This window comes from Komagataeibacter sp. NFXK3 (assembly GCF_054182245.1).
The window spans coordinates 129,170-155,329 of the sequence record NZ_JAPIVJ010000004.1 but is presented as its reverse complement, the minus strand read 5'-3'; the positions used below and the strand labels follow the sequence as shown (position 1 = coordinate 155,329).

At 63.9% G+C, this 26,160-nt stretch carries 22 protein-coding genes and 1 riboswitch; of the genes, 12 read left to right on the top strand and 10 right to left on the bottom strand.

Going from position 1 to position 26,160, the window contains the following annotated elements:
* Nucleotides 1–15: 15 nt before the first annotated feature.
* The 3 genes from coaD to ssb all read right to left on the bottom strand — a co-directional run bounded on the left by coaD (nucleotide 16) and on the right by ssb (nucleotide 4,008).
* Nucleotides 16–531 (bottom strand): pantetheine-phosphate adenylyltransferase, encoded by a 516-nt coding sequence (gene coaD, locus OQZ28_RS06260; protein ID WP_130730194.1) that lies wholly within the window; start codon nucleotides 529–531, stop codon nucleotides 16–18.
* The gene (gyrA, locus tag OQZ28_RS06255) at nucleotides 524–3,310 is read right to left on the bottom strand and encodes a DNA gyrase subunit A (protein WP_458135505.1); all 2,787 of its coding nucleotides are present in this window, start codon (nucleotides 3,308–3,310) and stop codon (nucleotides 524–526) included. The genes coaD and gyrA overlap by 8 nt, the downstream gene beginning before the upstream one ends.
* A gap of 161 nt (nucleotides 3,311–3,471) precedes the next feature.
* Nucleotides 3,472–4,008, bottom strand: coding sequence for a single-stranded DNA-binding protein (ssb, locus tag OQZ28_RS06250; RefSeq protein ID WP_458135504.1), 537 nt, complete (start codon nucleotides 4,006–4,008; stop codon nucleotides 3,472–3,474).
* A gap of 270 nt (nucleotides 4,009–4,278) precedes the next feature.
* On the opposite strand from ssb, the gene uvrA reads away from it, so the two are divergent.
* The 3 genes from uvrA to speE all read left to right on the top strand — a co-directional run bounded on the left by uvrA (nucleotide 4,279) and on the right by speE (nucleotide 8,935).
* Nucleotides 4,279–7,317, top strand: coding sequence for an excinuclease ABC subunit UvrA (gene uvrA, locus OQZ28_RS06245; RefSeq protein ID WP_458135503.1), 3,039 nt, complete (start codon nucleotides 4,279–4,281; stop codon nucleotides 7,315–7,317).
* A gap of 159 nt (nucleotides 7,318–7,476) precedes the next feature.
* A complete protein-coding gene (speD, locus tag OQZ28_RS06240; protein ID WP_025437442.1) occupies nucleotides 7,477–7,941 on the top strand; it encodes an adenosylmethionine decarboxylase in 465 nt (154 codons plus the stop codon).
* Nucleotides 7,942–8,074: 133 nt separating this feature from the next.
* Entirely contained in the window at nucleotides 8,075–8,935 is an 861-nt protein-coding gene (gene speE, locus OQZ28_RS06235) for a polyamine aminopropyltransferase (RefSeq protein ID WP_130730189.1), read from the top strand.
* A gap of 78 nt (nucleotides 8,936–9,013) precedes the next feature.
* Here the strand turns inward: speE and OQZ28_RS06230 are convergent, their stop codons facing one another.
* The gene (locus tag OQZ28_RS06230) at nucleotides 9,014–9,322 is read right to left on the bottom strand and encodes an antibiotic biosynthesis monooxygenase family protein (RefSeq protein WP_130730188.1); all 309 of its coding nucleotides are present in this window, start codon (nucleotides 9,320–9,322) and stop codon (nucleotides 9,014–9,016) included.
* A gap of 126 nt (nucleotides 9,323–9,448) precedes the next feature.
* Nucleotides 9,449–9,536: riboswitch (glycine riboswitch) on the top strand.
* Nucleotides 9,537–9,650: 114 nt separating this feature from the next.
* On the opposite strand from OQZ28_RS06230, the gene OQZ28_RS06225 reads away from it, so the two are divergent.
* The 9 genes from OQZ28_RS06225 (at nucleotide 9,651) to OQZ28_RS06185 (ending at nucleotide 19,026) form a co-directional block, all read left to right on the top strand.
* Nucleotides 9,651–9,791, top strand: coding sequence for a hypothetical protein (locus OQZ28_RS06225; RefSeq protein WP_165399085.1), 141 nt, complete (start codon nucleotides 9,651–9,653; stop codon nucleotides 9,789–9,791).
* A complete protein-coding gene (gene gcvT / locus OQZ28_RS06220; protein WP_458135502.1) occupies nucleotides 9,788–10,921 on the top strand; it encodes a glycine cleavage system aminomethyltransferase GcvT in 1,134 nt (377 codons plus the stop codon). The genes OQZ28_RS06225 and gcvT overlap by 4 nt, the downstream gene beginning before the upstream one ends.
* 47 nt (nucleotides 10,922–10,968) lie before the next feature.
* The gene (gene gcvH / locus OQZ28_RS06215; protein WP_110569413.1) at nucleotides 10,969–11,334 is read left to right on the top strand and encodes a glycine cleavage system protein GcvH; all 366 of its coding nucleotides are present in this window, start codon (nucleotides 10,969–10,971) and stop codon (nucleotides 11,332–11,334) included.
* Nucleotides 11,335–11,368: 34 nt separating this feature from the next.
* The gene (gene gcvP, locus OQZ28_RS06210) at nucleotides 11,369–14,263 is read left to right on the top strand and encodes an aminomethyl-transferring glycine dehydrogenase (RefSeq protein ID WP_458135501.1); all 2,895 of its coding nucleotides are present in this window, start codon (nucleotides 11,369–11,371) and stop codon (nucleotides 14,261–14,263) included.
* 267 nt (nucleotides 14,264–14,530) lie between these two features.
* A complete protein-coding gene (locus OQZ28_RS06205; protein WP_458135500.1) occupies nucleotides 14,531–15,535 on the top strand; it encodes an ABC transporter substrate-binding protein in 1,005 nt (334 codons plus the stop codon).
* Nucleotides 15,536–15,537: 2 nt separating this feature from the next.
* Nucleotides 15,538–16,554 carry a FecCD family ABC transporter permease gene (locus OQZ28_RS06200; protein ID WP_458135578.1) on the top strand — a complete coding sequence of 339 codons (1,017 nt, stop codon included), beginning with the start codon at nucleotides 15,538–15,540 and terminating at the stop codon, nucleotides 16,552–16,554.
* Nucleotides 16,551–17,291, top strand: coding sequence for an ABC transporter ATP-binding protein (locus tag OQZ28_RS06195; protein ID WP_458135499.1), 741 nt, complete (start codon nucleotides 16,551–16,553; stop codon nucleotides 17,289–17,291). The genes OQZ28_RS06200 and OQZ28_RS06195 overlap by 4 nt, the downstream gene beginning before the upstream one ends.
* Before the next feature lie 189 nt (nucleotides 17,292–17,480).
* Entirely contained in the window at nucleotides 17,481–18,671 is a 1,191-nt protein-coding gene (locus OQZ28_RS06190; RefSeq protein WP_458135498.1) for a zinc-dependent alcohol dehydrogenase, read from the top strand.
* Nucleotides 18,672–18,729: 58 nt separating this feature from the next.
* On the top strand, nucleotides 18,730–19,026 hold the full coding sequence (locus tag OQZ28_RS06185) for a hypothetical protein (RefSeq protein ID WP_458135497.1): 297 nt from the start codon (nucleotides 18,730–18,732) through the stop codon (nucleotides 19,024–19,026).
* 208 nt (nucleotides 19,027–19,234) lie between these two features.
* Here OQZ28_RS06185 and OQZ28_RS06180 read toward each other — a convergent pair whose 3' ends face one another.
* The 6 genes from OQZ28_RS06180 to OQZ28_RS06155 all read right to left on the bottom strand — a co-directional run bounded on the left by OQZ28_RS06180 (nucleotide 19,235) and on the right by OQZ28_RS06155 (nucleotide 26,116).
* The gene (locus tag OQZ28_RS06180; protein WP_458135577.1) at nucleotides 19,235–20,539 is read right to left on the bottom strand and encodes an MFS transporter; all 1,305 of its coding nucleotides are present in this window, start codon (nucleotides 20,537–20,539) and stop codon (nucleotides 19,235–19,237) included.
* Between the two features lie 113 nt (nucleotides 20,540–20,652).
* Nucleotides 20,653–22,116, bottom strand: a complete 1,464-nt coding sequence (locus OQZ28_RS06175) for a carbohydrate porin (RefSeq protein WP_458135576.1) — start codon at nucleotides 22,114–22,116, stop codon at nucleotides 20,653–20,655.
* A 456-nt stretch (nucleotides 22,117–22,572) separates the two neighbouring features.
* The gene (gene ftsY, locus OQZ28_RS06170) at nucleotides 22,573–23,571 is read right to left on the bottom strand and encodes a signal recognition particle-docking protein FtsY (RefSeq protein WP_458135496.1); all 999 of its coding nucleotides are present in this window, start codon (nucleotides 23,569–23,571) and stop codon (nucleotides 22,573–22,575) included.
* Between the two features lies 1 nt (nucleotide 23,572).
* Complete coding sequence (gene mtaB / locus OQZ28_RS06165; RefSeq protein WP_458135495.1) at nucleotides 23,573–24,820, bottom strand: tRNA (N(6)-L-threonylcarbamoyladenosine(37)-C(2))-methylthiotransferase MtaB; 1,248 nt, start codon at nucleotides 24,818–24,820, stop codon at nucleotides 23,573–23,575.
* On the bottom strand, nucleotides 24,817–25,641 hold the full coding sequence (dapF, locus tag OQZ28_RS06160) for a diaminopimelate epimerase (protein WP_458135494.1): 825 nt from the start codon (nucleotides 25,639–25,641) through the stop codon (nucleotides 24,817–24,819). The genes mtaB and dapF overlap by 4 nt, the downstream gene beginning before the upstream one ends.
* A 73-nt stretch (nucleotides 25,642–25,714) precedes the next feature.
* Nucleotides 25,715–26,116, bottom strand: coding sequence for a VOC family protein (locus OQZ28_RS06155; protein WP_458135493.1), 402 nt, complete (start codon nucleotides 26,114–26,116; stop codon nucleotides 25,715–25,717).
* Between the last annotated feature and the right edge of the window lie 44 nt (nucleotides 26,117–26,160).

Below are 26,160 nucleotides of genomic sequence, written 5' to 3'. Positions count from 1 at the left end.
CGCGGCCCCGGCCCGTCAGCCGCGCAGGCGGCTCAGGATGTGCCTGCGCGTAAAGGGAGGGACAAAACCGGAAATGTCCCCATCCAGTTTCGCTATTTCCTTCACCAGCCGCGAGGAGACATACTGGTGCCCCTCGCGCGCCATGAGGAACAGCGTGTCAATGTCCGGGGCCATGTGCTGGTTCATACCGAACATCTGGTTCTCGTATTCGAAATCCGCAACCGCCCGCAGCCCGCGAATGATTGCATGCGCCCCATGCGTACGCGCCGCATGCACCACCAGCCCCGTAAAACCGACAACGGTGATGGGCATGGCCCGCCCCGCATTGAGCGGGGCGATATCGGTGCGCAGGCACAGGATCCGCTCCTCAAGCGGCAGGAGCGGGTGCTTGTCGGGGTTTTCGGCCACCCCGATCACCAGCCGGTCCATCAGCCCCGCAGCCCGTTCGATAATGTCCATGTGCCCGCAGGTCACGGGATCGAACGTGCCCGGATAGAACCCGGTGCGGGCGGCGGGGGCGGCCTCAGTCATCGCCGCCAGCATCGGGGGCGTCAGGGGTGGCGGCCTCGGCGGCATCACCATCCTCGCCCTCTTCGCCATCATCCATCACGGGGAAGACGCTGGTCACCTCTTCCGTGTCGTTCAGGCGGAACAGGGTCACGCCGCTGGCCTGGCGCGACATGATGCGCACCTGCGCGATCGGCAGGCGGATCAGGCGGCCCGCATCGGTCACCAGCATGACATCCGTGCCTTCGAGCACCGGCAGGGTGGCCACCACCGCGTTGCCACGCTTGTTGGCCGAGAAGGTCATGTTGTTGATGCCCTGCCCGCCGCGCCCGCTCACGCGGTAGTCATAGGCGGAGGAGCGGCGGCCAAAGCCCGCGTTGCTCACGATCAGCAGCACTTCCTCCGCCGCTTCAAGCTCGGCAAAGCGCTCGGGGGTCAGGGGCAGGTCGCCTGCGTTTTCGTCATCATCGGGGGTGATGATGTCCTCGGCGTCTTCCTCACCGGCGGCGGCCTCGGCACGGCGGCGGGCATTGGCCATGCGCAGGTAGGCGGCGCGTTCCTCCACCGTGGCCTCGACATGGTTGAGCACGCACAGGCTGTTCACGCTGTCGCCCTCGGCCAGCTTTATGCCGCGCACGCCCGAGCTGCCACGCCCGGCAAACACGCGCAGCGTGTCATCGGTGATCTGGAAGCGGATGCAGCGCGCATTGCGCGTGCCGAGGAACACGTCCTGCCCCTCGCGGCAGGTGGCGACGCCGATCAGGCGGTCATCCTCATCAAGCTTCATCGCGATCAGGCCCGAAGAGCGGATGTTGCGGAAATCGCTCAGCCGGTTGCGCCGCACGCTGCCCGATGCGGTGGCGAAGACGAGGTGCAGGTTCTCCCACAGCTCCTCATCCTGCGGCAGGGGGAGGACCGCGGTAATCGTGTCGCTGCCCAGGTCGGGCAGCAGGTTGACCAGCGCGCGGCCCTTGGCGGTGGGGCTGGCCTCGGGCAGGCGCCACACCTTCTCGCGGTAGGCCTTGCCGCCCGATGAGAAGAACAGCACCCACTGGTGCGTATGCGCGTTGAACGAGCGGACGATGATGTCATCACCCCGCCGTCCCGCCGCCGTGCGGCCACGCCCGCCCCGGTTCTGTGCACGGAACACATCAAGCGGCGTGCGCTTGATGAAGCCCTCGCGCGTGATGGTGACCACCATCTGGCCGGGTTCGATCAGGCTTTCATCGGTCTGGTCGCCGGCGTAATCGGCAATGTCGGTGGCGCGCGGGGTGGCGAGTTCGGCACGGATGGTGGCGAGTTCCGTGCACATCACTTCCATGCGGCGCGGGCGGCTGGCGATGATTTCCAGCAGCTCGTTGATCTTCACCGCCACTTCCGAGAGTTCGCTCTGGATCTTGTCGCGCTCCAGCCCGGTCAGGCGCTGCAGGCGCAGCTCAAGGATGCCGCGGGCCTGCGCTTCGGTCAGGTGGACCCTGCCGTCCACGATGACATTGCCTTCATCGTGGATGAGTTCGAGCAGCGGCGCCACGTCGGCGGCATCCCATGCGCGCGCCATCAGCGCTGCGCGGGCGGCGGCGGTGTCGGGGGCGGAGCGGATCAGCGCGATCACGGCATCGATGTTGGCGACCGCAATGACGAGGCCAACCAGCAGGTGGGCGCGGTCGCGGGCCTTGTTGAGGTCGAAGCGCGCGCGGCGCAGGATCACGTCCTCGCGGAAGCGGATGAACGCTTCCAGCACGTCCTTCAGGCCCATCAGGCGCGGCTGGCCGCCATCAAGGGCCAGCATGTTCACGCCAAACGAGGTCTGGAGCTGCGTGAAGCGGTAGAGCTGGTTGAGCACTACCTCCGGCGTCGCCTCGCGCTTGATCTCGATGACGATGCGCATGCCCGAGCGGTCGCTCTCGTCGCGGATGTCGGAAATGCCTTCCACCTGCTTGGTGCGCACGAGGTCGGCAATGCGCTCCTGCAACGTGGCCTTGTTCACCTGATACGGGATCTCGGTGACGATGATGGCTTTGCGGTCCTTGCGGATATCCTCGATCTCGGCCTTCGCGCGGATGATGACCGAGCCGCGCCCGGTCTCGAACGCGCTGCGGATGCCGGCACGGCCAAGGATGGTGCCTCCGGTGGGGAAGTCGGGGCCGGGCACGTATTCCAGCAGGTCATCGAGCGTCATGTCCGGGCGGGCAATGAGCGCCAGCGTCGCATCGATGATCTCGGTGGGGTTGTGCGGCGGGATGTTGGTGGCCATGCCCACCGCGATGCCCGAGGCGCCATTGACCAGCAGGTTGGGGAAGGCTGCGGGCAGGATCTTGGGTTCCTGCTCGCTTTCATCATAGTTGGGCTGGAAATCGACGGTGTCGCGGTCGATGTCATCGAGCAGGAAGGCGGCGGCCTTGGCCAGGCGCGCCTCGGTATAACGCATGGCGGCCGGCGAATCGCCATCCACCGAGCCGAAATTGCCCTGCCCGTCGATCAGCTTCACCCGCATCGACCACGACTGCGCCATGCGCACCATGGCATCATAGATCGAGGAGTCGCCATGCGGATGGTATTTACCCATCACGTCGCCCACCGCGCGGGCCGACTTGCGGTAGGGCTTGTCGTGCGTGAAGCCGCTCTCGCGCATGGAATACAGGATGCGGCGATGGACCGGCTTCAGCCCGTCGCGCACATCAGGCAGGGCGCGGCTGACAATGACGGACATGGCGTAGGCCAGGTAGGAGGAGCGCATTTCCTCCTCGATCGTGACCGGCAGCATGTCGGACGGGGGCAGGGGATCGTCGGGTATCTCGGTCAAGGCAGTTCCGTCATGTCAGGGTTATCCATCCCCACGGCCAGAAGGCCACGGGGGTGGAGCGGAAGGCAGGCATGGCGCGGTTGGCAGCCATCATATCCCTGCGTCTCTCATAGCATGGCTTGCCCCCCGGCGCGAAGCGCCGCGCAGGGGGCAGGGGCGGCTCAGAACGGAATTTCGTCGTCCAGGTCGCTGCCACCGGCGGGGGCGTCCCATCCGCCGCCGCCACCTGCCGGGCGCTCGTTGCGCTGGGGCTGGGGCTGGCTGCGCGCGGGCGCGCTGTAGCCGCCGCCACCACCGCCGCCATAGCCGCCGCCCATGTCATCACCGCCACCGGCGTCACCGCCGCGGTTGCTGTCCAGCAGCACCAGCTCGCCACGGAAGCGGTCGATCACCACCTCGGTGGTGTAGCGGTCCTGGCCGCTCTGGTCGGTCCATTTGCGGGTCTGGAGCGTGCCCTCGAGGTAGACCTTGCGGCCCTTGCGCAAGAAGCGCTCGGCCACGTCGCCTAGGCGTTCGTTGAAGATCACGACCCGGTGCCATTCGGTGCGCTCGCGCCGCTCGCCCGAGGCGCGGTCATTCCATGTGTCGCTCGTGGCCAGGGTGAGCGAGACGATCTTCGCCCCGCTCTGGCTGTTCCGCACTTCGGGGTCCTTGCCCAGGTTGCCGACCAGAATGACCTTGTTGACGCTGCCCGCCATATGCTGTCCTTCGAATATGGGTCCGGCGGATCGCGGCCTGCTGGCCCCGCCGGTTGCCACGCTGGCTGCCTCATCAGGCAGCCATGGTGAATAGAGGTGCGGCGATCTTAAAGGATCATCGTATAAATTGCGAGTGGGCGCGTATGCCCGGGCACGCGCATCATGAGGAGCGCGACCCTTGTCCGAATGGACTGGCGGGACCAGATATGACAGGGCCGGATATCGCGGCCAGCATCCGCACCCTCCACGGGATCGGAACAGGGAGAGTTCATGAGCGTTTCTTCGCGTCCGGGGCAGGTTCCGGCGGGTCAGCATGTCAGCCAGCAGTCCATTCGCGTGCGGGGAGCCCGCGCGCACAACCTCAAGAATGTCGATGTCGACATTCCGCGTGATGCGCTCACGGTCATGACCGGCCTGTCCGGCTCGGGCAAGTCCTCGCTCGCGTTCGATACGGTCTATGCCGAGGGCCAGCGCCGCTATGTCGAGAGCCTCTCGGCCTATGCGCGCCAGTTCCTTGAGCTGATGGGCAAGCCCGATGTCGATTCGATCGAGGGGCTGTCGCCTGCCATCTCCATCGAGCAGAAGACCACGTCAAAGAACCCCCGCTCCACCGTCGGCACCGTGACCGAGGTGCATGACTACATGCGCCTGCTGTGGGCGCGCGCAGGCGTGCCGTATTCGCCCGCCACCGGCCTGCCGATCGAGGCGCAGACCATCAGCCAGATGGTCGACCGCGTCATGGCCATGCCCGAGGGCACGCGGCTCATGCTGCTCGCCCCCGTGCTGCGCGACCGCAAGGGCGAGTGCAGGAAGGAGCTGGCCGAACTCCAGCGCAAGGGCTTCACCCGCGCCAAGGTGGATGGCACGCTCTACACCATTGACGAGGTGCCCGAACTCAACCGCCGCCTGCGCCATACGGTCGAGGCGGTGGTGGACCGCATCGTGGTCAAGGAAGGCATCGAGAGCCGCCTGGCCGACAGTTTCGAAACCGCCCTCGGCCTGTCCGACGGGCTGGTCTATGCGGAAGAGGTGGTGAAAGGTGCCAAGGAGGGCGAGGAAGCCCCGCGCACGGTCTTCTCCTCGCGCTTCGCCTGCCCGGTCAGCGGCTTTACGCTTGAGGAGGTCGAGCCGCGCCTGTTCTCCTTCAATGCCCCGCAGGGGGCGTGCCCGGCCTGTGATGGCATCGGGCAGGAGACCTTTTTCGACCCGCGCCTGATCGTGCCCGACGAATCGCTTTCACTCGCCGCAGGCGCCATCGCCCCGTGGCGCAACAGCCAGAGCCCGTACTACACCCAGACGCTGGCCTCCATCGCCAAACATTACGGCGTGTCGATGGACACCCCGTGGGAAGACCTGCCCGAGGGCGTACGCGACGTGATCCTTGATGGCGGGAAAGACCCCATCGAGTTCACCTACCGCGACGACCGCCGCGCCTACAGCCTGACCAAGCCGTTCGAGGGCGTGGTGACCAACCTGCGCCGCCGCATGGCCGAGAGCGACAGCGTATGGGTGCGCGAGGAACTCTCGCGCTACCAGTCCGAAAAACCCTGCCATGTGTGCGATGGCGCAAGGCTGCGGCCCGAGGCGCTCTCGGTAAAGGTGGCGGGGCTGAACATTGCCCAGGCATCCGACATGCCCATCAGCCGGGCGCTGGAATGGTTCGGCACGGTGGAGGCAACACTTACGCCCCAGCGCGCCGAGATCGCGCGGCGCATCTTGCGCGAGATCCTCGACCGGCTGCGCTTCCTCGATGACGTGGGGCTGGATTATCTCACGCTGTCACGCGGTTCGGCCACGCTTTCAGGCGGGGAGAGCCAGCGCATCCGCCTGGCCAGCCAGATCGGCTCGGGGCTGACCGGCGTGCTGTATGTGCTCGATGAACCTTCCATCGGGCTGCACCAGCGCGATAACGAGCGCCTGCTCGGCACGCTCGACCGACTGAAAAAGCTGGGCAATACGCTGATCGTCGTCGAGCATGACGAGGACGCCATCCGCGCCGCCGACTGGCTGATCGACATGGGGCCGGGCGCGGGTGTCAATGGCGGCAACATCGTCGCCGCCGGCACCCCGCAGGAAGTGGCCGCAAACCCGGACAGCCTGACCGGGGCGTATCTGTCAGGCCGCAAGTGCATTCCCGTGCCCGCCAAGCGCCGCAAGATCGACCCCAGGCGCGAACTCGTGCTGCGCGGGGCCACGGGCAACAACCTCAAGGACGTGACGGCAAAGTTTCCCTTGGGCACCTTTACCTGTGTTACCGGGGTTTCGGGTGGCGGCAAGTCCACGCTGGTGATCGACACGCTGTACAAGGCGCTCTCGCGCAAGCTGATGGGCTCGGGGCAGAACCCGGCGCCCTATACGGGCATCGACGGGCTGGATCAGCTCGACAAGATCATCGACATCGACCAGTCGCCCATCGGGCGCACGCCGCGCTCCAACCCTGCCACCTATACCGACCTGTTCGGCCCCATCCGCGACTGGTTTGCCGAACTGCCCGAGAGCAAGGCGCGCGGCTACAAGCCGGGCCGCTTCTCGTTCAACGTAAAGGGCGGGCGGTGCGAGGCGTGCCAGGGCGATGGCGTGCTCAAGATCGAGATGCACTTCCTGCCCGACGTGTTCGTCACCTGCGATACCTGCAAGGGCGCGCGCTACAACCGCGAGACACTGGACGTAAAGTTCCGTGGCAAGTCGATTGCCGATGTGCTGGCCATGTCGGTGGACGAGGCGCTGCCCTATTTCTCCGCCGTGCCGCGCATCCGCGACCGGCTGGCCATCCTCCAGAAGGTGGGGCTGGGTTACGTGGCGCTGGGCCAGCAGGCCACCACGCTTTCGGGTGGCGAGGCGCAGCGCGTCAAGCTGTCAAAGGAGCTGGCGCGCCGGGCTACGGGCCGCACGCTCTACATCCTTGATGAACCCACCACCGGCCTGCACACCGAGGACGTGCGCAAGCTGCTTGAGGTGCTGCACGCGCTGGTGGACCAGGGCAACACGGTGGTGGTGATCGAGCACAACCTCGAGGTGATCAAGACCGCTGACTGGGTGATCGACATGGGGCCGGAGGGCGGCGATGGCGGTGGCCGCATCGTGGCCTGCGGCACGCCCGAACAGGTGGCCGCCACGCCTGAAAGCCATACCGGGCGATTCCTGCGCCCGCTGCTCGAACACAAACCGCTTGTGCCGGTGGAAGATGAGCCTGTGGCGCCACGCAGGCCGCGCGGCAAAAAAGCCACAGTGGCCGCAGGCGCCAAAACGGCCGAAAGCTCGAAAAAGAAAGAAAAACCGGCAAAAGTGAAGCGTAAACCGGCAAAATAGACACCGCTTTGCGCGCAGGGGTGCGGGGTGGGGGCAAAAAACTTTTCGCAGGCTGCGAAAAACACTTGCACCCCAAGCCCCGCAGGCCCTATCAGCGCCTCTCTTGGCCCAAGGGGGCAATTCTGCCCAACAGGCTGTCTACTGGTTTGGGGGTACGTGATGAACGCACTTGCTCAACTGGGGATGGTCTCGGAACACCCGAGCGATAACCAGATCTCTTCAGCGCCGTTTTCGTCCGAGGACGACCGGAAGGATTATTTCGTCGAGAAAGACGGAATGAAGTTTGCGGGAACGCACCTTCTTGTCGATCTGTGGGATGCCCGGAATCTCGATGATCCGGAACAGATCGACCGTACCCTGTGCGAGGCCGCCGTCACGGCGGGGGCGACGATCCTGCACAGCCACTTCCATCACTTCACGCCCAATGGCGGCGTGTCGGGCGTGGTCGTGCTGGCGGAAAGTCATATCTCGATCCACACATGGCCCGAGCGCAATTTTGCCGCCGTGGATATTTTCATGTGTGGGGCGTGCGATCCGCACCTTGCCATTCCGGTCATGCAGCGCCTGTTCCAGGCGGGCCGGATCGAGGTGGACGAGCAGCGTCGTGGGCGCGTGCAGCTTTAAGCGGCTGTGGCCGGGGTGGCGTTTATGCGCCCTGGCGTGCTTTCACTAAATTAAAGTCGAAGTGGCGGGCCGGATGTATTTCCGGCCCGTGCTTTTTCATGTGCATCGATTAAAGACGTAAAGGGGGTTGGTCATGTCCCGTGAGTGGATCAGCGAAGGCCTGTACCAGGGCTGGCGGCAGGAACTGAGCGTGGATAAGCTGCTGGCACGCACCAAAAGCCAGTTTCAGGACATTGCGGTGTTCGAGAATGTCGATCTTGGCCGGGTGCTGATGCTCGATGGCGTAGTCCAGATCACGGAACGCGACGAATTCGTCTATCAGGAAATGCTGACCCATGTGCCGCTGCTCGAGCATGGCGATGCGAAGCGCGTGCTGATCATCGGCGCGGGCGATGGCGGCGTGCTGCGCCGCGTGCTCGAGCACCGCACGGTGGAAAAAGCCGTGATGGTCGAGATCGATGGCGAGGTCATCGAACTTTCAAAGAAATTCCTGCCCGCCATTGCGGGCGATGCCTGGAACGACCCGCGCGCCGAGGTCATCGTGGGCGACGGCATCGAATACGTGACGAACGCGCCCGACGGCTCGTTTGATGTCATCATCGTCGACAGTACCGACCCGATCGGTGTGGGCGAGGTGCTGTTTACCGATTCGTTCTACAAGCACTGCGCGCGCATCCTCACGGCCAACGGCATTATCGTGAACCAGTGCGGCGTGCCGTTCATGCAGGCGGATGAACTGCGCGACACCAGCGCGCGGCGTGCGCAGTTCTTCGATCATGTCTCGGCCTATGTCGCTGCCGTGCCGACCTATGTGGGCGGGTTCATGACGCTGGGGGTTGCCGCCAAGGGCACGGTGCCGGGCCGCCACGGGGCCGACGTGATCCGCGCGCGCGCCGAGAAGGCGGGCATTGCGAACACGCGCTACTGGACGCCGGAGATGCATGTCGCCTCCTTCGTCCTGCCGCCCTACATCGCGCAGAACCTGCCGCGCTGAGCGGAAGGCACAAACCAAAAAAAGGCCGGAGGGGAACACGCCCCTCCGGCCTTTTTTGTTGCGCCCTGAGGCAGGGGCTCAGCCGCGGGGCGCGATGCGGGCGGTCTTGCGCAGGCTGACCAGATCCACGCCGAGTTCTTTCACGGCCACTTCGAACACCTTGAAATGCGGGGTGGCGAGATGGGTCTCGAAAGCGGCTTCATCATCATAGACTTCCACCAGGATGATGGTCTGCGGGTCATCGAGCGGGCAGACGGCCTCAAAGCGCTGGCAGCCGCTTTCATCGGCCACGGAATGGGCGCTGTCATAGGCGCAGAGTTCGAGGAAGTGGTCACGGTGCTCGGCGGGAACGCGGAATTCGGCCACGATGGTCAGCGGGCTGGTCATGAAGGGATCATCCTTTTTACGTTACAGGCCCAGAACGTAATGCCTGCGGTGGGCGGTGTCATGGTGTGCACAACCATGGCGCATTTTCATGGATTGACTTGGCGCATCCGGTCATGTCAAGTCAGCTTTGTCGACACGGGAGAGACTGGCCCCGCGCCAGCGCCGAAGGAGCAACCGCCCCGGAAACTCTCAGGCCAAAGGACCGGTCGGCCAAGACTTCTGGAAAGAGGTATCCGTAACCCGGATGCCCGCCGACGGGATAGCGATCTCAGGCACATGCGACAGAAGGGGCACTTGGAATCCACACAGGATTCGACAGGAGTCCCGCATGCCTGCACCGTTCGTTACCGTGTTCCCCGCTTTTTCCCCGACCTGTTCCGCTGGCGCGTTTCGTGCCTGCCCGCCCGCATGCCTGCCATGCAGGGCCGCGCGCGTGCCTGTGGACCCGCACAAGGCCCTGCCCGCATGACCCAGCCCCTGCTGCGCACCCCGCTTTACGACCTTCATATCGAACTCGGCGCCCGCATGGTGCCGTTTGCAGGCTATGACATGCCGGTGCAGTACCCTGCGGGCGTCATGGCCGAGCACCTGCACACGCGCGGCCAGGCGGGGCTGTTCGATGTCTCGCATATGGGGCAGGCGCGCATCCGCCCGCGCTCGGGCAACATTGCCGATGCCGCTGCAGCACTCGAGGCGCTGGTGCCTGCCGATATTGCGAGCCTCAAGCCCGGCCGTCAGCGCTATGCCGTGTTCACCACCGATGATGGCGGCATCAGCGATGACCTGATGGTCACCAACATGGGCAAGTGGCTGCTGCTCGTGGTCAATGCTGCCTGCAAGGCGGCCGATTTTGCCCATGTGCACAAGGCCCTGAATGAAACCTGCATGGTCGAGATGCTGGATGGCCGCGCGCTGATCGCACTCCAGGGGCCTGCAGCCGAGGCTGCCCTTGCTGCCCTGAACCCCGCCGCTGCCGCCATGCGCTTCATGGATGTGGCGGAAATGGACCTTGCGGGCGTGAACTGCATCGTCTCGCGCTCGGGCTACACCGGTGAGGACGGGTATGAAATCGGCATGGCCAATGAGGGGGCCGAAACCGTGGCCCGCGCCCTGCTGGCCCAGCCCGGTGTGGCCCCTGCGGGCCTTGGCGCGCGTGACAGCCTGCGGCTTGAGGCGGGGCTGTGCCTGTACGGCGCGGATATCGACCTGACCACCACCCCGGTGGAAGGTGCGCTGGAATGGTCTATCCAGAAAAGCCGCAGGCCCGGTGGCGCGCGTGCGGGTGGCTACCCCGGCGCGCGGATCGTGGCCGACCAGCTGGCCGATGGCACGACGCGCCGCCGCGTGGGCCTGCGCGCCGAAGGCCGCGCCCCGGTGCGCGGTGGCGCGGAACTGTTTGCCGATGAGGCGGGGCAGGTGCCCGCCGGTCGTGTGACGTCAGGCGCGTTTGGTCCCAGCGTGGGTGGCCCCGTGGCCATGGGCTATGTGGCTGCCGACCATATGGTGGTGGGCACACGGCTGTTCGCCAGCGTGCGCGGGCGGCTGCTGCCTGTGGCGGTCGTGGCGCTGCCCTTCGTGCCCGCTACGTTCAAGCGCTAGTTTTTGCTGTTTTTTCAAACCCATATTCACATCAAGGAAGCATGGACATGACCGTCTATTACACCAAGGAACACGAGTGGCTGCGCGTTGAAGGCAATGTGGCCGTAGTCGGCATTACGGCGCATGCGGCCAATGAACTGGGCGAAATCGTGTTCTCCGAAGCCCGCGACCCCGGCACCACCGTGGAGCAGGGCGACAGCGTGGCGGTGGTCGAATCCGTCAAGGCGGCATCCGACATCTATGCCCCCGTCACGGGCGACGTGCTGGCCTTCAATGATGCGCTGACCGATGACGCGGCCCTCATCAACCGCGACCCCGAGGGCGAAGGCTGGATCGTGCGCATGACCATTGCGGATGCCACCCAGCTTGAAGGGCTGATGGATCACGCCACCTACACCGCGCTGGTTGGCTGATTTCTCTTTCCCCCGTTCCCACCTCTGACGGAGTATGCTGGCCGTGACGTCTTCTTCCTGCGGTTCTTCTTCCCTGTGGCAAGATACGGGCGCTGACGCCGGGGCGTTCTGCGCCCGGCATGTCGGCCCCGATGCACATGACGTGGCGGCCATGCTGCGCGTGGTGGGGGCGGATACGCTCGACACCCTGATGGCCCAGACCGTGCCCGGTTCCATCCGCCTTGATGGCGCCATGGGCCTTGGCGCGGGCGTGCCCGAGCATGTGGCGCTGGCCCGGCTGCGCGGCATGGCAAGCGAAAACCGGGTGCTGACCTCGCTGATCGGCCAAGGCTATTACGACACCATCCTGCCCGGCGTCATCCAGCGCAACGTGCTGGAGAACCCGGCGTGGTACACCGCCTATACGCCCTACCAGCCCGAGATCAGCCAGGGGCGGCTCGAGGCGCTGCTCAATTTCCAGACACTGGTGATCGAACTGACCGGGCTCGACGTGGCCAATGCCTCGCTGCTCGATGAAGGCACCGCCGCTGCCGAGGCCATGGCCATGGCCCGCCGCGTGGCCAAAAGCAAGGCGCAGGCTTTCTTTGTCGATGCCGGCTGCCATCCGCAGACCATCGCCGTCATCCGCACCCGCGCCGAGCCGCTGGGCTGGCAGGTCGTGGTGGGTGACCCTGCCACCGACCTCGATGCGCAGGCCGTGTTTGGCGCGGTGTTCCAGTATCCCGGCTCGACGGGTGAACTGCGCGACCCGCGTCCGTGGATTGAAAAGCTGCACGAAGCCGGTGCCATCGCCGCCCTGTGCGCCGACCCGCTGGCGCTGATGCTGCTGCAAAGCCCCGGCGCATTGGGGGCCGACATTGCGGTGGGTTCCATGCAGCGCTACGGCATGCCCATGGGGGCCGGTGGCCCGCATGCGGCCTATATGGCGGTGCGCGATGCCTTCCGCCGCAACATTCCCGGCCGCATCGTGGGTGTATCGATCGATTCGCGCGGCAAGCCCGCCTACCGCCTGGCGCTCCAGACACGCGAGCAGCACATCCGCCGCGAGAAGGCGACATCGAACATCTGCACGGCGCAGGCGCTGCCCGCCATCGTGTCGTCCATGTATGCGCTGTATCATGGGCCGGTGGGGCTTAGGGCCATTGCCACGCGCATCCACAAACTCGCCACCATCCTCGCCGCTGGTCTGCGTGCGCTTGGCACCGAGGTGGTGACGCAGGCGTTCTTTGATACCGTGACGCTCAACACCGGCGCGCAGACCGATGCGGTCATGGGGCGTGCGCTTGATGCGGGCATGAACCTGCGCCGGGTCGATGGCGCGCATGTGGGCATCAGCCTTGATGAGACCACCACGCCGGACACGGTGCGCGCCATATGGGCGGCTGTCAGTGGCGATGCGGCCCGCGTAGCACAGGTCGAGGCCGGGCTTTCCATCGCAGGCAGCACCATCCCCGAAAGCCTCGTGCGCACGGGCGAACTTCTGGCCCAGCCGATCTTCTCGGCCTGCCAGTCGGAAACCGACATGCTGCGCTACATGCGCCGCCTGGCTGATCGGGATCTGGCGCTCGACCGCTCCATGATCCCGCTGGGCTCGTGCACCATGAAGCTCAACGCCACGGCGGAGATGCTGCCGATCACGTGGCCCGAATTCTGCAACATCCACCCCTTCGCGCCAGCCGAGCAGATGCGCGGCTATGCCCGCCTGTTCACTGATCTGGAGCGCATGCTGTGCCAGATCAGCGGCTATGCGGCGGTCTCGCTCCAGCCCAATTCCGGCGCGCAGGGCGAGTTCGCGGGGCTGATGGCCATTCGCGGCTACCATCGCGCACGTGGCGATGTGGGGCGTGATGTATGCCTCATCCCGGCTTCCGCCCATGGCACCAACCCGGCCTCGGCCCAGATGGCGGGCATGAAGGTGGTGGTCGTGGCATGCGACAGCAACGGCAATGTCGATATTGAAGACCTGAAGGCCAGGATTGCAAAGCACGCCGATGCGCTGGCCGCGATCATGATCACCTATCCCTCGACCCATGGCGTGTTCGAGGAGAACGTGCGCGAGATCTGCGAACTGGTGCACGCGGCAGGCGGGCAGGTTTACGTTGATGGCGCGAACCTCAACGCGCAGGTGGGCCTTGCCCAGCCGGGCGTGTATGGCGGCGATGTCAGCCACTTCAACCTGCACAAGACCTTCTGCATTCCCCATGGCGGCGGTGGCCCCGGCATGGGGCCGATCGGGGTGGGGGCGCATCTGGCTCCCTACCTGCCGGGTGCGCCGCAGGATGGCGGGGCCAATGCCATTTCGGCAGCGCCCTTCGGCTCGGCGGATGTGCTGCCCATTTCGTGGATGTACATGGTCATGATGGGGGATGCCGGGCTGAAACGCGCCACCGAAGTCGCAATCCTGAACTCCAATTACATCGCCACCCGCCTCGCGGCCCATTACCCGGTGCTGTACCAGGGGGCCAATGGCCGTGTTGCGCATGAATGCATCATCGACCTGCGCCCGCTCAAGGACGAGACGGGGGTGACGGTCGATGACATTGCCAAGCGGCTGGTTGACCACGGCTTCCATGCGCCCACGGTCAGCTTTCCGGTGGCGGGCACGTTCATGATCGAGCCGACCGAGTCCGAAAGCCGGGCCGAACTGGACCGCTTCTGTGATGCGATGATAGCCATCCGCAAGGAAATCAGCGCGGTCGCGGCAGGCGAACTCACCATTGAGGAAAGCCCCCTGCGCCACGCGCCACACACCGTGCGTGACCTGACCGACCCCGACTGGGCGCGGGCCTATGACCGCGCGAGCGCCTGCCTGCCCGGTGCGGTGCACCCGGGGAGCAAATACTGGTCGCCCGTCAACCGGCTGGACAATGCCTATGGCGATCGCAACCTGATCTGCTCCTGCCCTGATATGAGCACTTACGAGGCCTGACAGGCTGATTTAAAAAACAGTAAAAGTTTTTGGGTGCCGCCTTTTTTTTAAAGGCGGCATTTTTTTAAGCTTTTTGAAAAAAGCTTCACCAAAAACTTCCTTATGTTTCCAAGATGTTTTCTGGATTGCCGTTTCAGGAAACCTCTGTGGGGCTGATTGCGCCGGGCCGGTTAGTCTATATATCTGCAAGGATATAATAACCGCTCAGGGGACAGGATTGTGAACTGGGGCAGATGCACTGTAGCCACGGGGGCGCTGGCATGCGCCATGGCAGCGGGCCTCGCGGCCCATCCCGCCACGGCGCGCGAAATTACCGACATGGCAGGCCACGTGCAGGCCGTGCCCGACCATCCTGCCCGCATTGCCGATCTGTGGTTTGCCCATAACGAACTGCTGCTGATGCTTGGTGGCGTGCAGCAGATTGTCATGACGGTGGACAGCCCGCAGGCGCGGCCGTGGATGTACCGGGTGTTTCCGGCACTTGCGCAGGCGCGGGTGGTCAACGGGCCGCAGGTCAATGCGGAATCCCTGCTGCGCGATCAGGTGGATCTTGTGTTCGTGCCGCAGGCCTCGGCGGCCATTACGGCGTTTGGCGCGGTGGACATTCCGGTGCTGGTCTCCTCGTTTCAGGATGTCGATGGCCTGCTGCGCGTGGTGGACATGACGGCGGCGGCCCTCGGCACCGAGCATGCGCACGCCACCGCCACCCATTACCGCACCATGATGAAGCAGACGGTCAATGACGTGCGCGAGCGTCTTGCCAACGTGCCCGGGGCGGCGCGCCCGCGCGTGCTGCACATCCAGTCGCTGCACCCGCTGCGGGTGGATGGGGCGGGCAGCATCGTGGATGAATGGATCACGCTGGCCGGGGGCCGCAATGCCGCAACCGGGGTGAGCGGCAACATGAAGCCGGTCACGCCCGAGCAGGTGGCGGCGTGGAACCCTGATGTCATCATCCTCGGCCCTGATTGCGGCACCATCGATCCCGCTGCCGATGGCGGGCTGTGGCAGCGGTTGGACGCCGTGCGCAACGGGCGGGTTCATGCCAACCCATCTGGCGTGTTCCCGTGGGATCGCTATGGCAGCGAACTGCCGCTGCAGATCAGCTGGGCGGCGAAAACGCTGCACCCCGACCTGTTTGATGACATCGACCCCGTGGCGCTGACGCGGGATTTCTACCGCACCTATTTCCACTACAACCTGATCGAGGACGACGCGCGGCGCATCCTTGCAGGCCAGCCGCCGCAGCCCGTGCCGGGCAGCGCCCCTTGAGGCTGCGCGGACTGACGGCTGCGGCACTGGCGATTATCGTGCTGGTGGGGCTTGCGGTTTTCTCGGCCTGTATCGGGCGCTTTGCGGTGCAGCCCACGCAGGTGCTGCACGCGCTGGCCGCAAGCCTGGGGCTGGTGGCGCAGGCCGATACACCACAGGCGCATATGGTGCATAGCGTGGTGTTTGGCGCCCGCCTGCCGCGCATTGGCGGCGCGATCTGCGTGGGGGCTGCCCTTTCGGTAGCGGGGGCAGCGTATCAGGCGGTGTTTCGCAACCCGCTGGTCTCGCCCGGCCTGCTGGGCGTGCTGGCCGGTGCGGGCACCGGGGCGGCGCTGGGCATTGTGTGGGGGCTTGGGCCTGCCGGTGTGGGCGGGCTGTCCTTTCTGGGAGGCCTGCTGGCGGTGGCCTGTGGCGTGGGGGTGGCACATCTGTTCGATGCGGCGTCGATGCTGATGCTGGTCTTTGGCGGGCTGATCAGCTCGGCGCTGTTCACGGCGCTGCTGTCGCTGCTCAAATACATTGCCGACCCGCAGAATCAGTTGCCGGACATCGTGTTCTGGCTGCTGGGCAGCCTCACGCAGGTTACGCCGCATGCGCTGGGCGTCATGGTGGGGCCGGTTGTGGTGGGCATCGTGCTGCTCAGCGCCTGCGGGCGCATGCTCGATGGCCTGGCCATGGGCGATGAGGAGGCCCGCACGCTGGGCATTCCGGTCATGGCGCTGCGCTATGGCGTGATTGGGGCGGCCACCGTGCTGGCGGCGCTCACGGTCTCGGTTGCGGGCATGATTGGCTGGGTGGGGCTGGTGGTGCCGCATGTGGCACGCCTGCTGGTGGGGCCATGCAACATGCGCGTACTGCCCACAAGCGCATGCCTTGGCGGCATGTTCCTGCTGGTGTGCGATGATCTGGCGCGCACGCTTTCAGTTGAGGAAATTCCCGTGGGCCTGATTGCCGACCTGCTCGGTGTTGCGCTGTTCGTGGCCGTGCTGCCGCTGCTGCGGCGGGGGTGGCGGGCATGAGTGTCGTGCTGTGCATGGATCATGTCAGTTTCAGCCATGCCGGGCGCATTGTGCTGCATGACCTGTCATTTGGCATCAGGGCAGGGGAGATGACCGCGCTGCTCGGCCATAACGGCGCGGGCAAGACCACGCTCTTGCGCCTGCTGCTGGGGCTGGCGCGACCGGGGGCAGGGCAGGTGCTGCTGGAGGGACAACCCATGCAGGCCTGGTCACGGCGCGAGGTGGCGCGGCGCATCGCCTATGTGCCGCAGGGGCATGTGCCGCTCTTTCCCTACAGCGTGCGTGACATCGTGGGCATGGGCCGCCTGGCGGAAACGCCCTTTGCGCCGGGCCTGCCCCGCCATGACCGCGAGGAGGTGACGCAGGCCTTGCATGCGCTGGGCATCATCCACCTGGCGGACAGGCCCTATACCGAACTTTCAGGCGGGGAGCGGCAGGCGGCCCTGTTGGCCCGCGCGCTGGCGCAAGGTGCGCGCACGCTCATTCTTGATGAACCGGAAACCGGGCTGGATTACGGGCAGAAGCAGCGGCTTTACGCCCTGCTGCAAAAGCTTGCCGCGCAGGGCCACGCCATCGTGGCCACCACGCATGACCCGCTTGCCGCCGCCCGCGTGTTCGGCCGCGCCATTGCGCTGCGACAGGGGCGGATCATGGCCGACGGGCCTGCGGCCGAGGTGCTGGGGCCTTCCATGCTGGAACGGCTTTACGCCCCACGCGAAACCAGACCCCAGGAATAAAAGTTTTTGGTGAAGCTTTTTTCAAAAAGCTTCAAAGAACGCCGCCTTTTTGAAGAAAGAGGGCACCCAAGAACTTCTGTTTTTCATCACGATTATTCCGCGACCGGAGCGCTTTTCTGGAGCTGGTCAGCAAACCATACCGCCCCCCATGCGTCTGCCAGATATCCCCCTCAAGCAGGACGTTTTCCCATGAAAGCACTGACCTGGCAGAAAAAAGGCAAGATCACCTGCGAAAGCGTGCCTGATCCTGTCATTATGGATGGGCATGACGCCATCATCAAAGTAACGGCCTGCGCCATCTGTGGCTCCGACCTGCATCTGATGGATGGCATGATGCCCACCATGCAGTGTGGCGACATCCTTGGCCACGAAACCATGGGCGAGGTGGTGGAGGTGGGGCGCGACAACACGCGCCTTACGGTAGGTGACCGGGTTGTGGTGCCCTTTACCATCTCGTGCGGGGCGTGCCGTCAATGCAAATGGGGCAACTGGAGCTGCTGTGAACGCACCAACCCCAATGGCCGCCAGCAGGCCGAGACATTTGGCTACCCGCTGGCGGGACTGTTTGGCTATTCGCACATCACGGGTGGTTTTCCCGGCGGCCAGGCGGAATACCTGCGGGTGCCGCATGCCGATATTGGCCCAATCATCGTGCCCGAAGGGCTGAGCGATGATCAGGTGCTTTTCCTGTCCGATATCTTCCCCACCGGCTATCAGGCCGCAGAATACTGCGACATTACGCCCGAGGCTGAAAAGACCATCGCCATATGGGGCTGCGGCCCGGTGGGGCAGATGGCGATCCGCTCATGCTTCCTGCTCGGGGCCAAGCGGGTCATCGCCATAGATGAAGTGCCCGAGCGGCTGGCCATGGCACGCGCTGCGGGCGCCGAGACAATCGATTTTGGCACCGAGAACATTCAGGAGACCCTCGTTGCCATGACCCGCGGGCTGGGGCCGGATGCGGTGATCGAGGCGGTGGGCATGGAAGCCCATGGCGCGGATACCATGATGCAGAAGGTCGGCTCGGCCCTGCTCTCGGCCACCACGCTCGAGCGGCCCTTTGCGCTCAACCAGGCCATTCTGGGCTGCAGGCCCGGCGGCATCGTGTCGATGCCCGGCGTTTACGCAGGTGCGCTCGGGCCGGTCATGATCGGGCTGTTGATGAACAAGGGCCTGACCCTGCGCACGGGGCAGACCAATGCCCAGAAATACCTCCAGCCCCTGCTTGAGCGCATCCAGAACGGCGAGATCGACCCCTCCTTCGTCATCAGCCACCGCACCGCCAACCTTGAGGAGGGGCCTGCCCTGTATGAGAAATTCCGCGACAAGAAGGATGACTGCATCAAGGTAGTGTTTTACCCGCATGGGGGCAGTCATTGAGGATGCCAGGTGGAATGGCAGAGGGCTGCTATCCGCGGATCACCACCGCAGTGTGGTCGTGAAATACAGGACGAAGCACATCGCATGGATCACGCCCAGCTTCCCTTTCGGCATCAAGCCTGCGACCGAAGCCGGCCTGACCTTCGGCAAGGAAGTCGAAAGGCTCCGGAAGGGCTTCAGATTGCTCAAGCGAAATACGGGCCGAATGCTCAACCTGGTCCTGCCACAACAGAGCGGAGGGCATGAACCTGCAGGGGTTTGTTTCAATGTAATGGAGTTCACAGATGGCATCAGGAAAGCGGAACTGTCATTGTCCGCCGATATTTGCCACGCCCGCGCGCCTCCTCGATTATGAAAAGGAAAGCGGCCAGGTCCATTCATTTCCGCGAAACGTGCCGCGTTCCATAACGTCTGCGGGCAGGAAGGTTTCGGGATGGCAGTCCATATAGATACCATCGTCACTGCGGCAAGGAGACACACACGGGCATGCAGCCGAGTTTGTGCGCGCACCTGACCGGGCAGGCCTGATCAGGCCTCCTTCAGTTACAGCGCTGACATGATGGTCACGCCCTGCCGCGCCATGCCACAAGGCACAGCGCCTGCATGCAGACTGCGCCCAGTGGCAGCCACACAAATCCTGCCATGATCCATGCGCACAGTCCCGGTGGCTGCGCAGCCCCACCCTCGATGTAATGGCCCTGTGACAGGAACTGCGCCAGAACGAATCCGGTCAGCCCCATTGCCAGTTTCGTGACCCATGTGTTGATCGAATACGCTAGGCCAGCTGCTCCGGTCGAGGTGCGCGGATCACCATTATCCACGGCTTCCGCCAGTAAGGTGTAATACAGCGGAGACATCACGCCCTGCGCCAGCGCCAGAAGTGCTACGGACAGCAAGAAACCAGCCATGGATGCACCCGCCGCAGCCATCATCAGGTAGGCCGCCCCCTGCACGCTCAGGCATATGATGCCGCTGCGGACGCTGCCCACGCGCCGGGCAAGCGGAAGGCAGGCGGGCACGCCTGCAAACAGCAGGACGGTGATGAAGGTAATGATATTGGCGCCCAGCTGCTCCGTGCCACCCAGAATGGTGCGGGCGTAATACAGTACAAACCCGAACAGGGCCGCCTGCCCCACGAAATAAAAGAATGCGAGCAGGTTGCTCAGCACCCAGTGCCGGTTTCCACAAAGATGGCGCAGCGTGACCATAAGGTTCTGCCGGACGGGTGCTGGTGGATGCCGCACGGTGCAGCCACGCGCCACGCACAGCCACAAAAAGCTGCCCAGAACCGACAGCGCCAGCACATAAACCGCCATGCCATAGCGGTGTTGCGCCGCACTCTCGCCCCCACCCAGCCATGTGATGGCAGGAATGGTCAGCAGCGCCACAAGCAGCGATCCGGCCTGACAACCCATCATGCGGAAGGCATTAAGGCCAACGCGCCCTGTAGCAGAGCGGCTTATCATGACGGCCAGCGCACCATAGGGCGTATTGATACAGGAATAGATGGCGCCAAACACGATATAGGTTGCTCCAGCCCACATGACTTTCCCCATGGGGGAAAGTGGCAGGGCCAGAAAACACAGGAAGCCCATCAGGCCAAAGGGAATGGCAAGGAAGCGGATCAGGCGCGGCACGATCAGACCGCCGATGCGGTCAACACCATAGCCGATGGCCGGATCGCAGAAGGCATCGACAACACGCGCCACCAGCAGTATCCACGATACGGCAGGCAGCGGCAGGCCATATATATCCGTATAATAATACATCAGGTAAGATGATGTCATGCCCCACATCATGTTGGAGGCAGCATCCCCACAGCCGTAGGCCATCTTTTCCTTTACGGAAAGCGCCTGTCTGTTTTCCATCATCCTGCTTTCCATGAAATGCCAGTCCAGGCGCACGCTATCATGTGGCTGTGAAACGACAAGGCGACGGAATGCCGGACCGCACCCGTTTCCACCGTCTGGCCCGCGCGTCCTTACAGGTTGGCCGTCAACTGGATGCCAAGCACGGCGGCATCATGGAAGGTTGTGGTGGCGCCGGGGTGTTGCAGGTACTGGAAGTCAAACTGCATGGTGGTGGAATTGCGCAGCACGTGCGTGCTGTAAAACGCTTCGTACACATTTTCCCAATGCTGCACGCCCCATACCGGCCCCCACTGGTTGCTCAGGTAGGGCAGGCCCAGCGCGCGTGATGATTCCTGCTGCAATGACAGCGTGCTGCTCATGTCCATGTGCTGGAACATGGCCCCGATCTGGTCCTGCCTGCGGTGCCACGGCGAGCCTGATTCGACAAGGCCGAGCCATTCATGGTCACGCATGGCCACGAGGTTGCCCTGCGAATAGCCGGCACCCCCCACCGCCACCAGCCCCTCCGCCACACCGGGGCCATTGCGCACCAGCATCTGGTCGAACATGAACCACGCCGTGCTCATGCCCGCCTCATAGCGGCGCGGCTGGCCCGTAAGCTGGAAGGAGTTGCCATGAATATCGGAGTAGAGGTTGGGGTAGCGCGAATTGTCATACCACGCGCCAAGCTTGTAGTTGCCGCGCAGCGAATGCTTGCCAAACCACGGCATCCAGCCCAGTTCGACCTGCGATGTGACCTTGCTCATCCCGCTCTGGGCCAGCGCCCAGCCTGAAATTCCGCCGTTATAGGAATGGGGTGACACCATGAAGATGCCCCCCATGAGATAGACTTTCTTGGCCGGGAAGACGCGCAGCACCCCGCCCAGATTGCCCGAGGGCCAGTCACGCCCGCCCGGCACGTATTTGCCCGGCGCGAAATTGCTGCACACCGACACGTTCATGAAAGAACAGGCCACGTAGTCATAGGCAAAGAAGCTGCCGGTCGGAATATCACCGCCGGAAACAACGATCCGTTTGTGCAGGAATGTCTTTTCGGCATACAGCGCCACCAGATGCGCCACCACATTGCCGCGCCCGCCATAGATCTGCTCGGGGTTGGTGACCGAATCACCCAGGTTGTAGCCAAAGTTGCGGCCATGGCCGTTAATGACGAGCATGTGGGTCCATAACCCGCTTACATGCGCAAGCCGCTGCCAGTCGATATCGAGTTCACCGGCCACCTGGCCTGCCAGCACGTCGGAGCGCGTGCGCCCGCCGCGCACGTTGCCCATGAATTCTTCATTGACTGCAAAGTTGAGGTACAGGCCATGCCTGTTCAGCCACCGGCGCGCGCCAAACCACTGGCCAAGCAGATGCGGCGCGCCGTGCAGGGTGGGCACCTGCGGGTCAACCACGGCGTTGCCCCATCCTTCAAGCGGAAAGGCATGGGCGGAATAGGGTTCAAGCTCGACGGGCAGGGATTTGGAGGTTTCACTCTGGGCAAACGCATCATCAATGCAGATCACGACTATGAAAATCAAAGCAATCGATGTCAGTATTTGCTTCACGAGGAATCCGTTCCAGAATTTCCCGATAATTGCATTATTTTCATAATTGACTTCAAATTATAAAATCTAATTAATTTGTAATATTTTGCACATATTTAATAAAGTGAGCGTGAATTGATGTAAAATCCGCGCTATTTAAAATAAAATTATTAACAAATGTTCATAAAGATATATTTCTGGTAACTTTCCGCCCATCAAACATGCCTGAAGTCGCAATCAGCAGGAGCCTGTGTTGCAAAACAGGCCATGAACACGTCAGGGATTGATAAAAGTATTTTTCAGAAGAAGAATAGCCAAAAAATATACATTATCCTGCCAGCAGGCGGCCTTGAAAATATATATATGTATTTTTTACCTGGAAAGATATCGAAGCGTTTTAATGATAAAGAAATTTCTGGTAGGCTTTTTTTAAACACTCCTGAAGAATGCCGCCTTTTTTAAAAAGGCGGCACCGGGAAACTTTTGTCTTTTATCCTCGCAGGATTACTGTGCAGGCGGCTGACCGGCTTCGGGCGTCTCGTCCGCTTCGGTGGCGGGGGGCTCGTCCCGTTCAACCACCTTGATGGAATCACCCACCAGCCCCTTGGCGAATGCCTCGGCGGAGAAGGGGCGGAGGTCCTCGGCCTGTTCGCCCACGCCCACCAGATGCACCGGCAGGCCGAACGCATCGGCTAGCGCCACCACAATGCCGCCACGCGCCGAGCCATCGAGCTTGGTCACCACAAGCCCGGTCACGTTGACCAGTTCCTTGAACACCCGCACCTGCTCCACCGCGTTCTGCCCGGTGGTGGCATCGAGCACCAGCAGCACGGAATGGGGCGCGGTTTCATCAAACTTGCGCATGACGCGGATGATCTTGGCCAGTTCCTCCATCAGTGCGCTCTTGTTGTGCAGGCGGCCCGCGGTATCGACCAGAAGCAGGTCGGCCTCTTCCGCCGTGGCGCGCTTGAGGGCCTCGAACGCAAGCCCCGCCGCATCGGCATTGGGCTTGCCCGCAATCACCGGCACGCCGGTGCGCTCGCCCCACACCTGCAACTGCTCGACGGCGGCAGCGCGGAAGGTATCGCCCGCCACCATCATCACCTTCTTGCCCTGCTCGCCATAATAGCGGGCCATCTTGCCAATGGTGGTGGTCTTGCCCGTGCCGTTCACGCCCACCACCAGCACCACATGCGGCTTGTGCTTCGGGTCTGGCTCGAACGGAATGGCGACGGGCTGGAGGATGGTGGCAATTTCCTCTGCCAGCGCAGAGCGCACTTCCTCGTCGGTCACTTCCTTGCCGAATTTGGAACGGCGGAAGGACTCGATCACCTTGCCCGCAACGCTGGGCCCAAGATCGGCGGAGATCAGCAGGTCTTCGAGGTCCTCGAGCGCCTGGTCATCAAGCTTGCGCCGGGTAAAGACGGCGGTCAGCCCGCCGCTGAGTTTCTGCGTGGAGCGTGAAAGCCCCGCCTTGAGACGTGAAAAGAAGCCAAGAGCCATATCAGGGAATTTCCGCCACCAGTCCGTTATCGTCAACCGCCACCGGGCGCACCGTCTCGATCCGCCCCGCACCCGACACGGCGCCTTCCACCAGCCGCACGGGCGCGAATTCTTCCGAATGGCCCGCCGTGTCGGTTTCCATCAGCACGCGCAGGGTGCGCCCGCGCAGGCGTTCATGAAACGCGCGTGCCGCCTGTGCGCCTGCCGCGCGCAGCCGTGCCGCGCGCGCCTTGCGCTCGGGCACCGCAATGGCGGGCATGCGCGCCGCCGGCGTGCCGGGGCGCTCACTATAGGGAAAGACGTGCAGGTAGGGCAGGGCATTGGTCTGCACGAATTCGAGTGTCTGTTCAAACAGCGCGTCATCCTCGGTCGGGAAGCCTGCAATAATGTCCGCCCCGATGCCGATATCGGGCCGCAATGCGCGGGCACGCGCCACGACAGAAGCTGCGTCCGCCGTCAGGTGCCGGCGCTTCATGCGCTTGAGGATGATGTCGCTGCCCGCCTGCAGTGACAGGTGCAGGTAGGGCATGAAGCGCGGCTCGCCTTCGAGTAGCGTCCAGATATCCTCGTCAATCTCAACCGGATCGACCGAGGACAGGCGCAGCCGCTCGAGTTCGGGCACGAGGGCCAGCAGCCTGCGGCACAACTGCCCCAAAAGCGGCTTGCCCGGCAGGTCGTGCCCCCATGAGGTAATATCGACGCCCGTCAGCACCACCTCGCGGTAGCCCGAGCGCACAAGGGCGCGCACCTGCTCCACCACGGCCCCCACCGGCACCGAGCGCGACGGGCCGCGACCAAAGGGAATGATGCAGAAGGTGCAGCGGTGGTCGCAGCCCTGCTGCACCTCCACAAACGCGCGGGTGCGGCCTGCAAATTCGGTCACCAGATGCGGCGCGGTTTCACGCGCCGCCATGATGTCGGACACGGCATGGCCTTCGCCCAGCGCCATCTCGCTCCAGCTTGCCGCCTCCAGCTTCTCGCGGTTGCCCAGCACGCGGGTCACGCCGGGCAGGGCGGCCCAGCGCGCGGGGTCGATCTGGGCGGCGCAGCCGGTCACCACGATGCGGGCATCGGGGCGCTCGCGGTGGGCGCGGCGCACGGCCTGCCGCGCCTGGCGCTCGGCCTCGCCCGTGACCGCGCAGGTGTTCACGATCACCACATTGTCCAGGCCTGCCGCGTGGTTGCGCATCACCTCGCTCTCATAGGTGTTGAGGCGGCAGCCAAAGGTGAGGATTTCGGGCTTTTTCATCGTGGGTAGTCTTCAGGGTTGAAGTGGCCCGTAAAGCTGGTCACGGCAGGGCCGGTCATGAGCACATGGCCGTCCGCCTCGCGCCACGTAATGCGCAGTTCGCCACCATCCATCGCCACCGTGCAACTATGCTCCACCAGCCCGCGCCGTATGGCGTTGACCACGGCGGCGCACGCGCCCGAGCCGCAGGCGCGCGTCAGCCCGCTGCCACGCTCCCACACGCGCAGGCGCATGGCGTCCGGCGCGGTGACATGGGCAAAGCCGATATTGGCGCGCTGGGGAAAGAGCGGGTGATGCTCGAGTTCCGGCCCTGCTGTACACGGGTCCATCGCATCGGGCGCGGGCAGGAAGAAGGTGGCATGCGGGTTGCCCATCGACACCGCCGCCGGGTCGCCCGCAATGGGTAGGTGCAGCGTGTCCGTGGCCTGGGCCAGTGGCACATCTTCCCAGCCCTGTGCGGGCACGCCCATATCCACCGTGACCATGCCGGGGCGCACGATGGTGGCGGGCAGCACGCCCGCGCGGGTCTGCAGGCCGATGCTGGTGCGCCCGCTTTCACGCGCCACCAGGTCGGCAACGCAGCGCGAGGCATTGCCACAGGCACCGGATTCCGAGCCATCGGCATTGAAAAAACGCACGAACACATCAGCACCCTCGGCACAGGCCGGGCGCAGGATGACAAACTGGTCGCAGCCGATGCCGGTATGCCGGTCGGACAGGGCGGCAATGCGGGCAGGCGTGAGGTCATGGCGCTGCGCACGCTCATCGACCACCACAAAATCATTGCCCAGCCCGTGCATTTTCAAAAAACCGGTCATCATCCGTCCTGTATAGCGGTTCGCCACCCCTTTATGCGAGCGGGATGGCACCGCCCGCGCCTGCTTGCAAGCCCGATCAGATAAAACGCCCCGGCTTTCCGCGCTGCAGCACTTCAATCCTGTAGCCATCGGGGTCGGTTATGAAGAAGAACCTTCCCACGAAGCGCTCGCCACACGACATGTCCTTCACTGCCAGCGGCGCAAGGCCCGCCTTGGTCAGCCGGGCATGCTCGGCATCGACATCGGCCACCGATACGGCAAGGTGCCCGTAGCCATCGCCCAGGTCATAAGGCTTTTTGCGGCCGTGGTTTACGGTCAGTTCCAGCTCGAAGGTCTGTTCGTCATTCGACAGGTAGATGAGGCTGAAGCTATCAAAAACAAGCCGGTCGGCCACTTTCAGGCCGAAGGCGGTTTCATAGAAGGCAAGGCTCGCGGCTTCATCAAGTACGCGGATCATGGAATGGATCATGCGGGCCATTCGGCTTTTCTCCTGTTCTCCACGGCACGGGGCGTGATACGCCC

Bases quoted from the DNA above. Each gene is read 5' to 3' on its own strand.
- dapF (WP_458135494.1), bottom strand. From the start codon at position 25,641: ATGATGACCGGTTTTTTGAAAATGCACGGGCTGGGCAATGATTTTGTG.
- OQZ28_RS06180 (WP_458135577.1), bottom strand. From the start codon at position 20,539: ATGGAAAACAGACAGGCGCTTTCCGTAAAGGAAAAGATGGCCTACGGC.
- OQZ28_RS06195 (WP_458135499.1), top strand. From the start codon at position 16,551: ATGAGTGTCGTGCTGTGCATGGATCATGTCAGTTTCAGCCATGCCGGG.
- OQZ28_RS06205 (WP_458135500.1), top strand. From the start codon at position 14,531: ATGGCAGCGGGCCTCGCGGCCCATCCCGCCACGGCGCGCGAAATTACC.
- OQZ28_RS06225 (WP_165399085.1), top strand. From the start codon at position 9,651: ATGCCTGCACCGTTCGTTACCGTGTTCCCCGCTTTTTCCCCGACCTGT.
- OQZ28_RS06155 (WP_458135493.1), bottom strand. From the start codon at position 26,116: ATGGCCCGCATGATCCATTCCATGATCCGCGTACTTGATGAAGCCGCG.
- gcvH (WP_110569413.1), top strand. From the start codon at position 10,969: ATGACCGTCTATTACACCAAGGAACACGAGTGGCTGCGCGTTGAAGGC.
- speE (WP_130730189.1), top strand. From the start codon at position 8,075: ATGTCCCGTGAGTGGATCAGCGAAGGCCTGTACCAGGGCTGGCGGCAG.
- uvrA (WP_458135503.1), top strand. From the start codon at position 4,279: ATGAGCGTTTCTTCGCGTCCGGGGCAGGTTCCGGCGGGTCAGCATGTC.
- OQZ28_RS06230 (WP_130730188.1), bottom strand. From the start codon at position 9,322: ATGACCAGCCCGCTGACCATCGTGGCCGAATTCCGCGTTCCCGCCGAG.
- OQZ28_RS06190 (WP_458135498.1), top strand. From the start codon at position 17,481: ATGAAAGCACTGACCTGGCAGAAAAAAGGCAAGATCACCTGCGAAAGC.
- gcvP (WP_458135501.1), top strand. From the start codon at position 11,369: ATGCTGGCCGTGACGTCTTCTTCCTGCGGTTCTTCTTCCCTGTGGCAA.
- speD (WP_025437442.1), top strand. From the start codon at position 7,477: ATGAACGCACTTGCTCAACTGGGGATGGTCTCGGAACACCCGAGCGAT.
- gcvT (WP_458135502.1), top strand. From the start codon at position 9,788: ATGACCCAGCCCCTGCTGCGCACCCCGCTTTACGACCTTCATATCGAA.
- ftsY (WP_458135496.1), bottom strand. From the start codon at position 23,571: ATGGCTCTTGGCTTCTTTTCACGTCTCAAGGCGGGGCTTTCACGCTCC.
- ssb (WP_458135504.1), bottom strand. From the start codon at position 4,008: ATGGCGGGCAGCGTCAACAAGGTCATTCTGGTCGGCAACCTGGGCAAG.
- mtaB (WP_458135495.1), bottom strand. From the start codon at position 24,820: ATGAAAAAGCCCGAAATCCTCACCTTTGGCTGCCGCCTCAACACCTAT.
- coaD (WP_130730194.1), bottom strand. From the start codon at position 531: ATGACTGAGGCCGCCCCCGCCGCCCGCACCGGGTTCTATCCGGGCACG.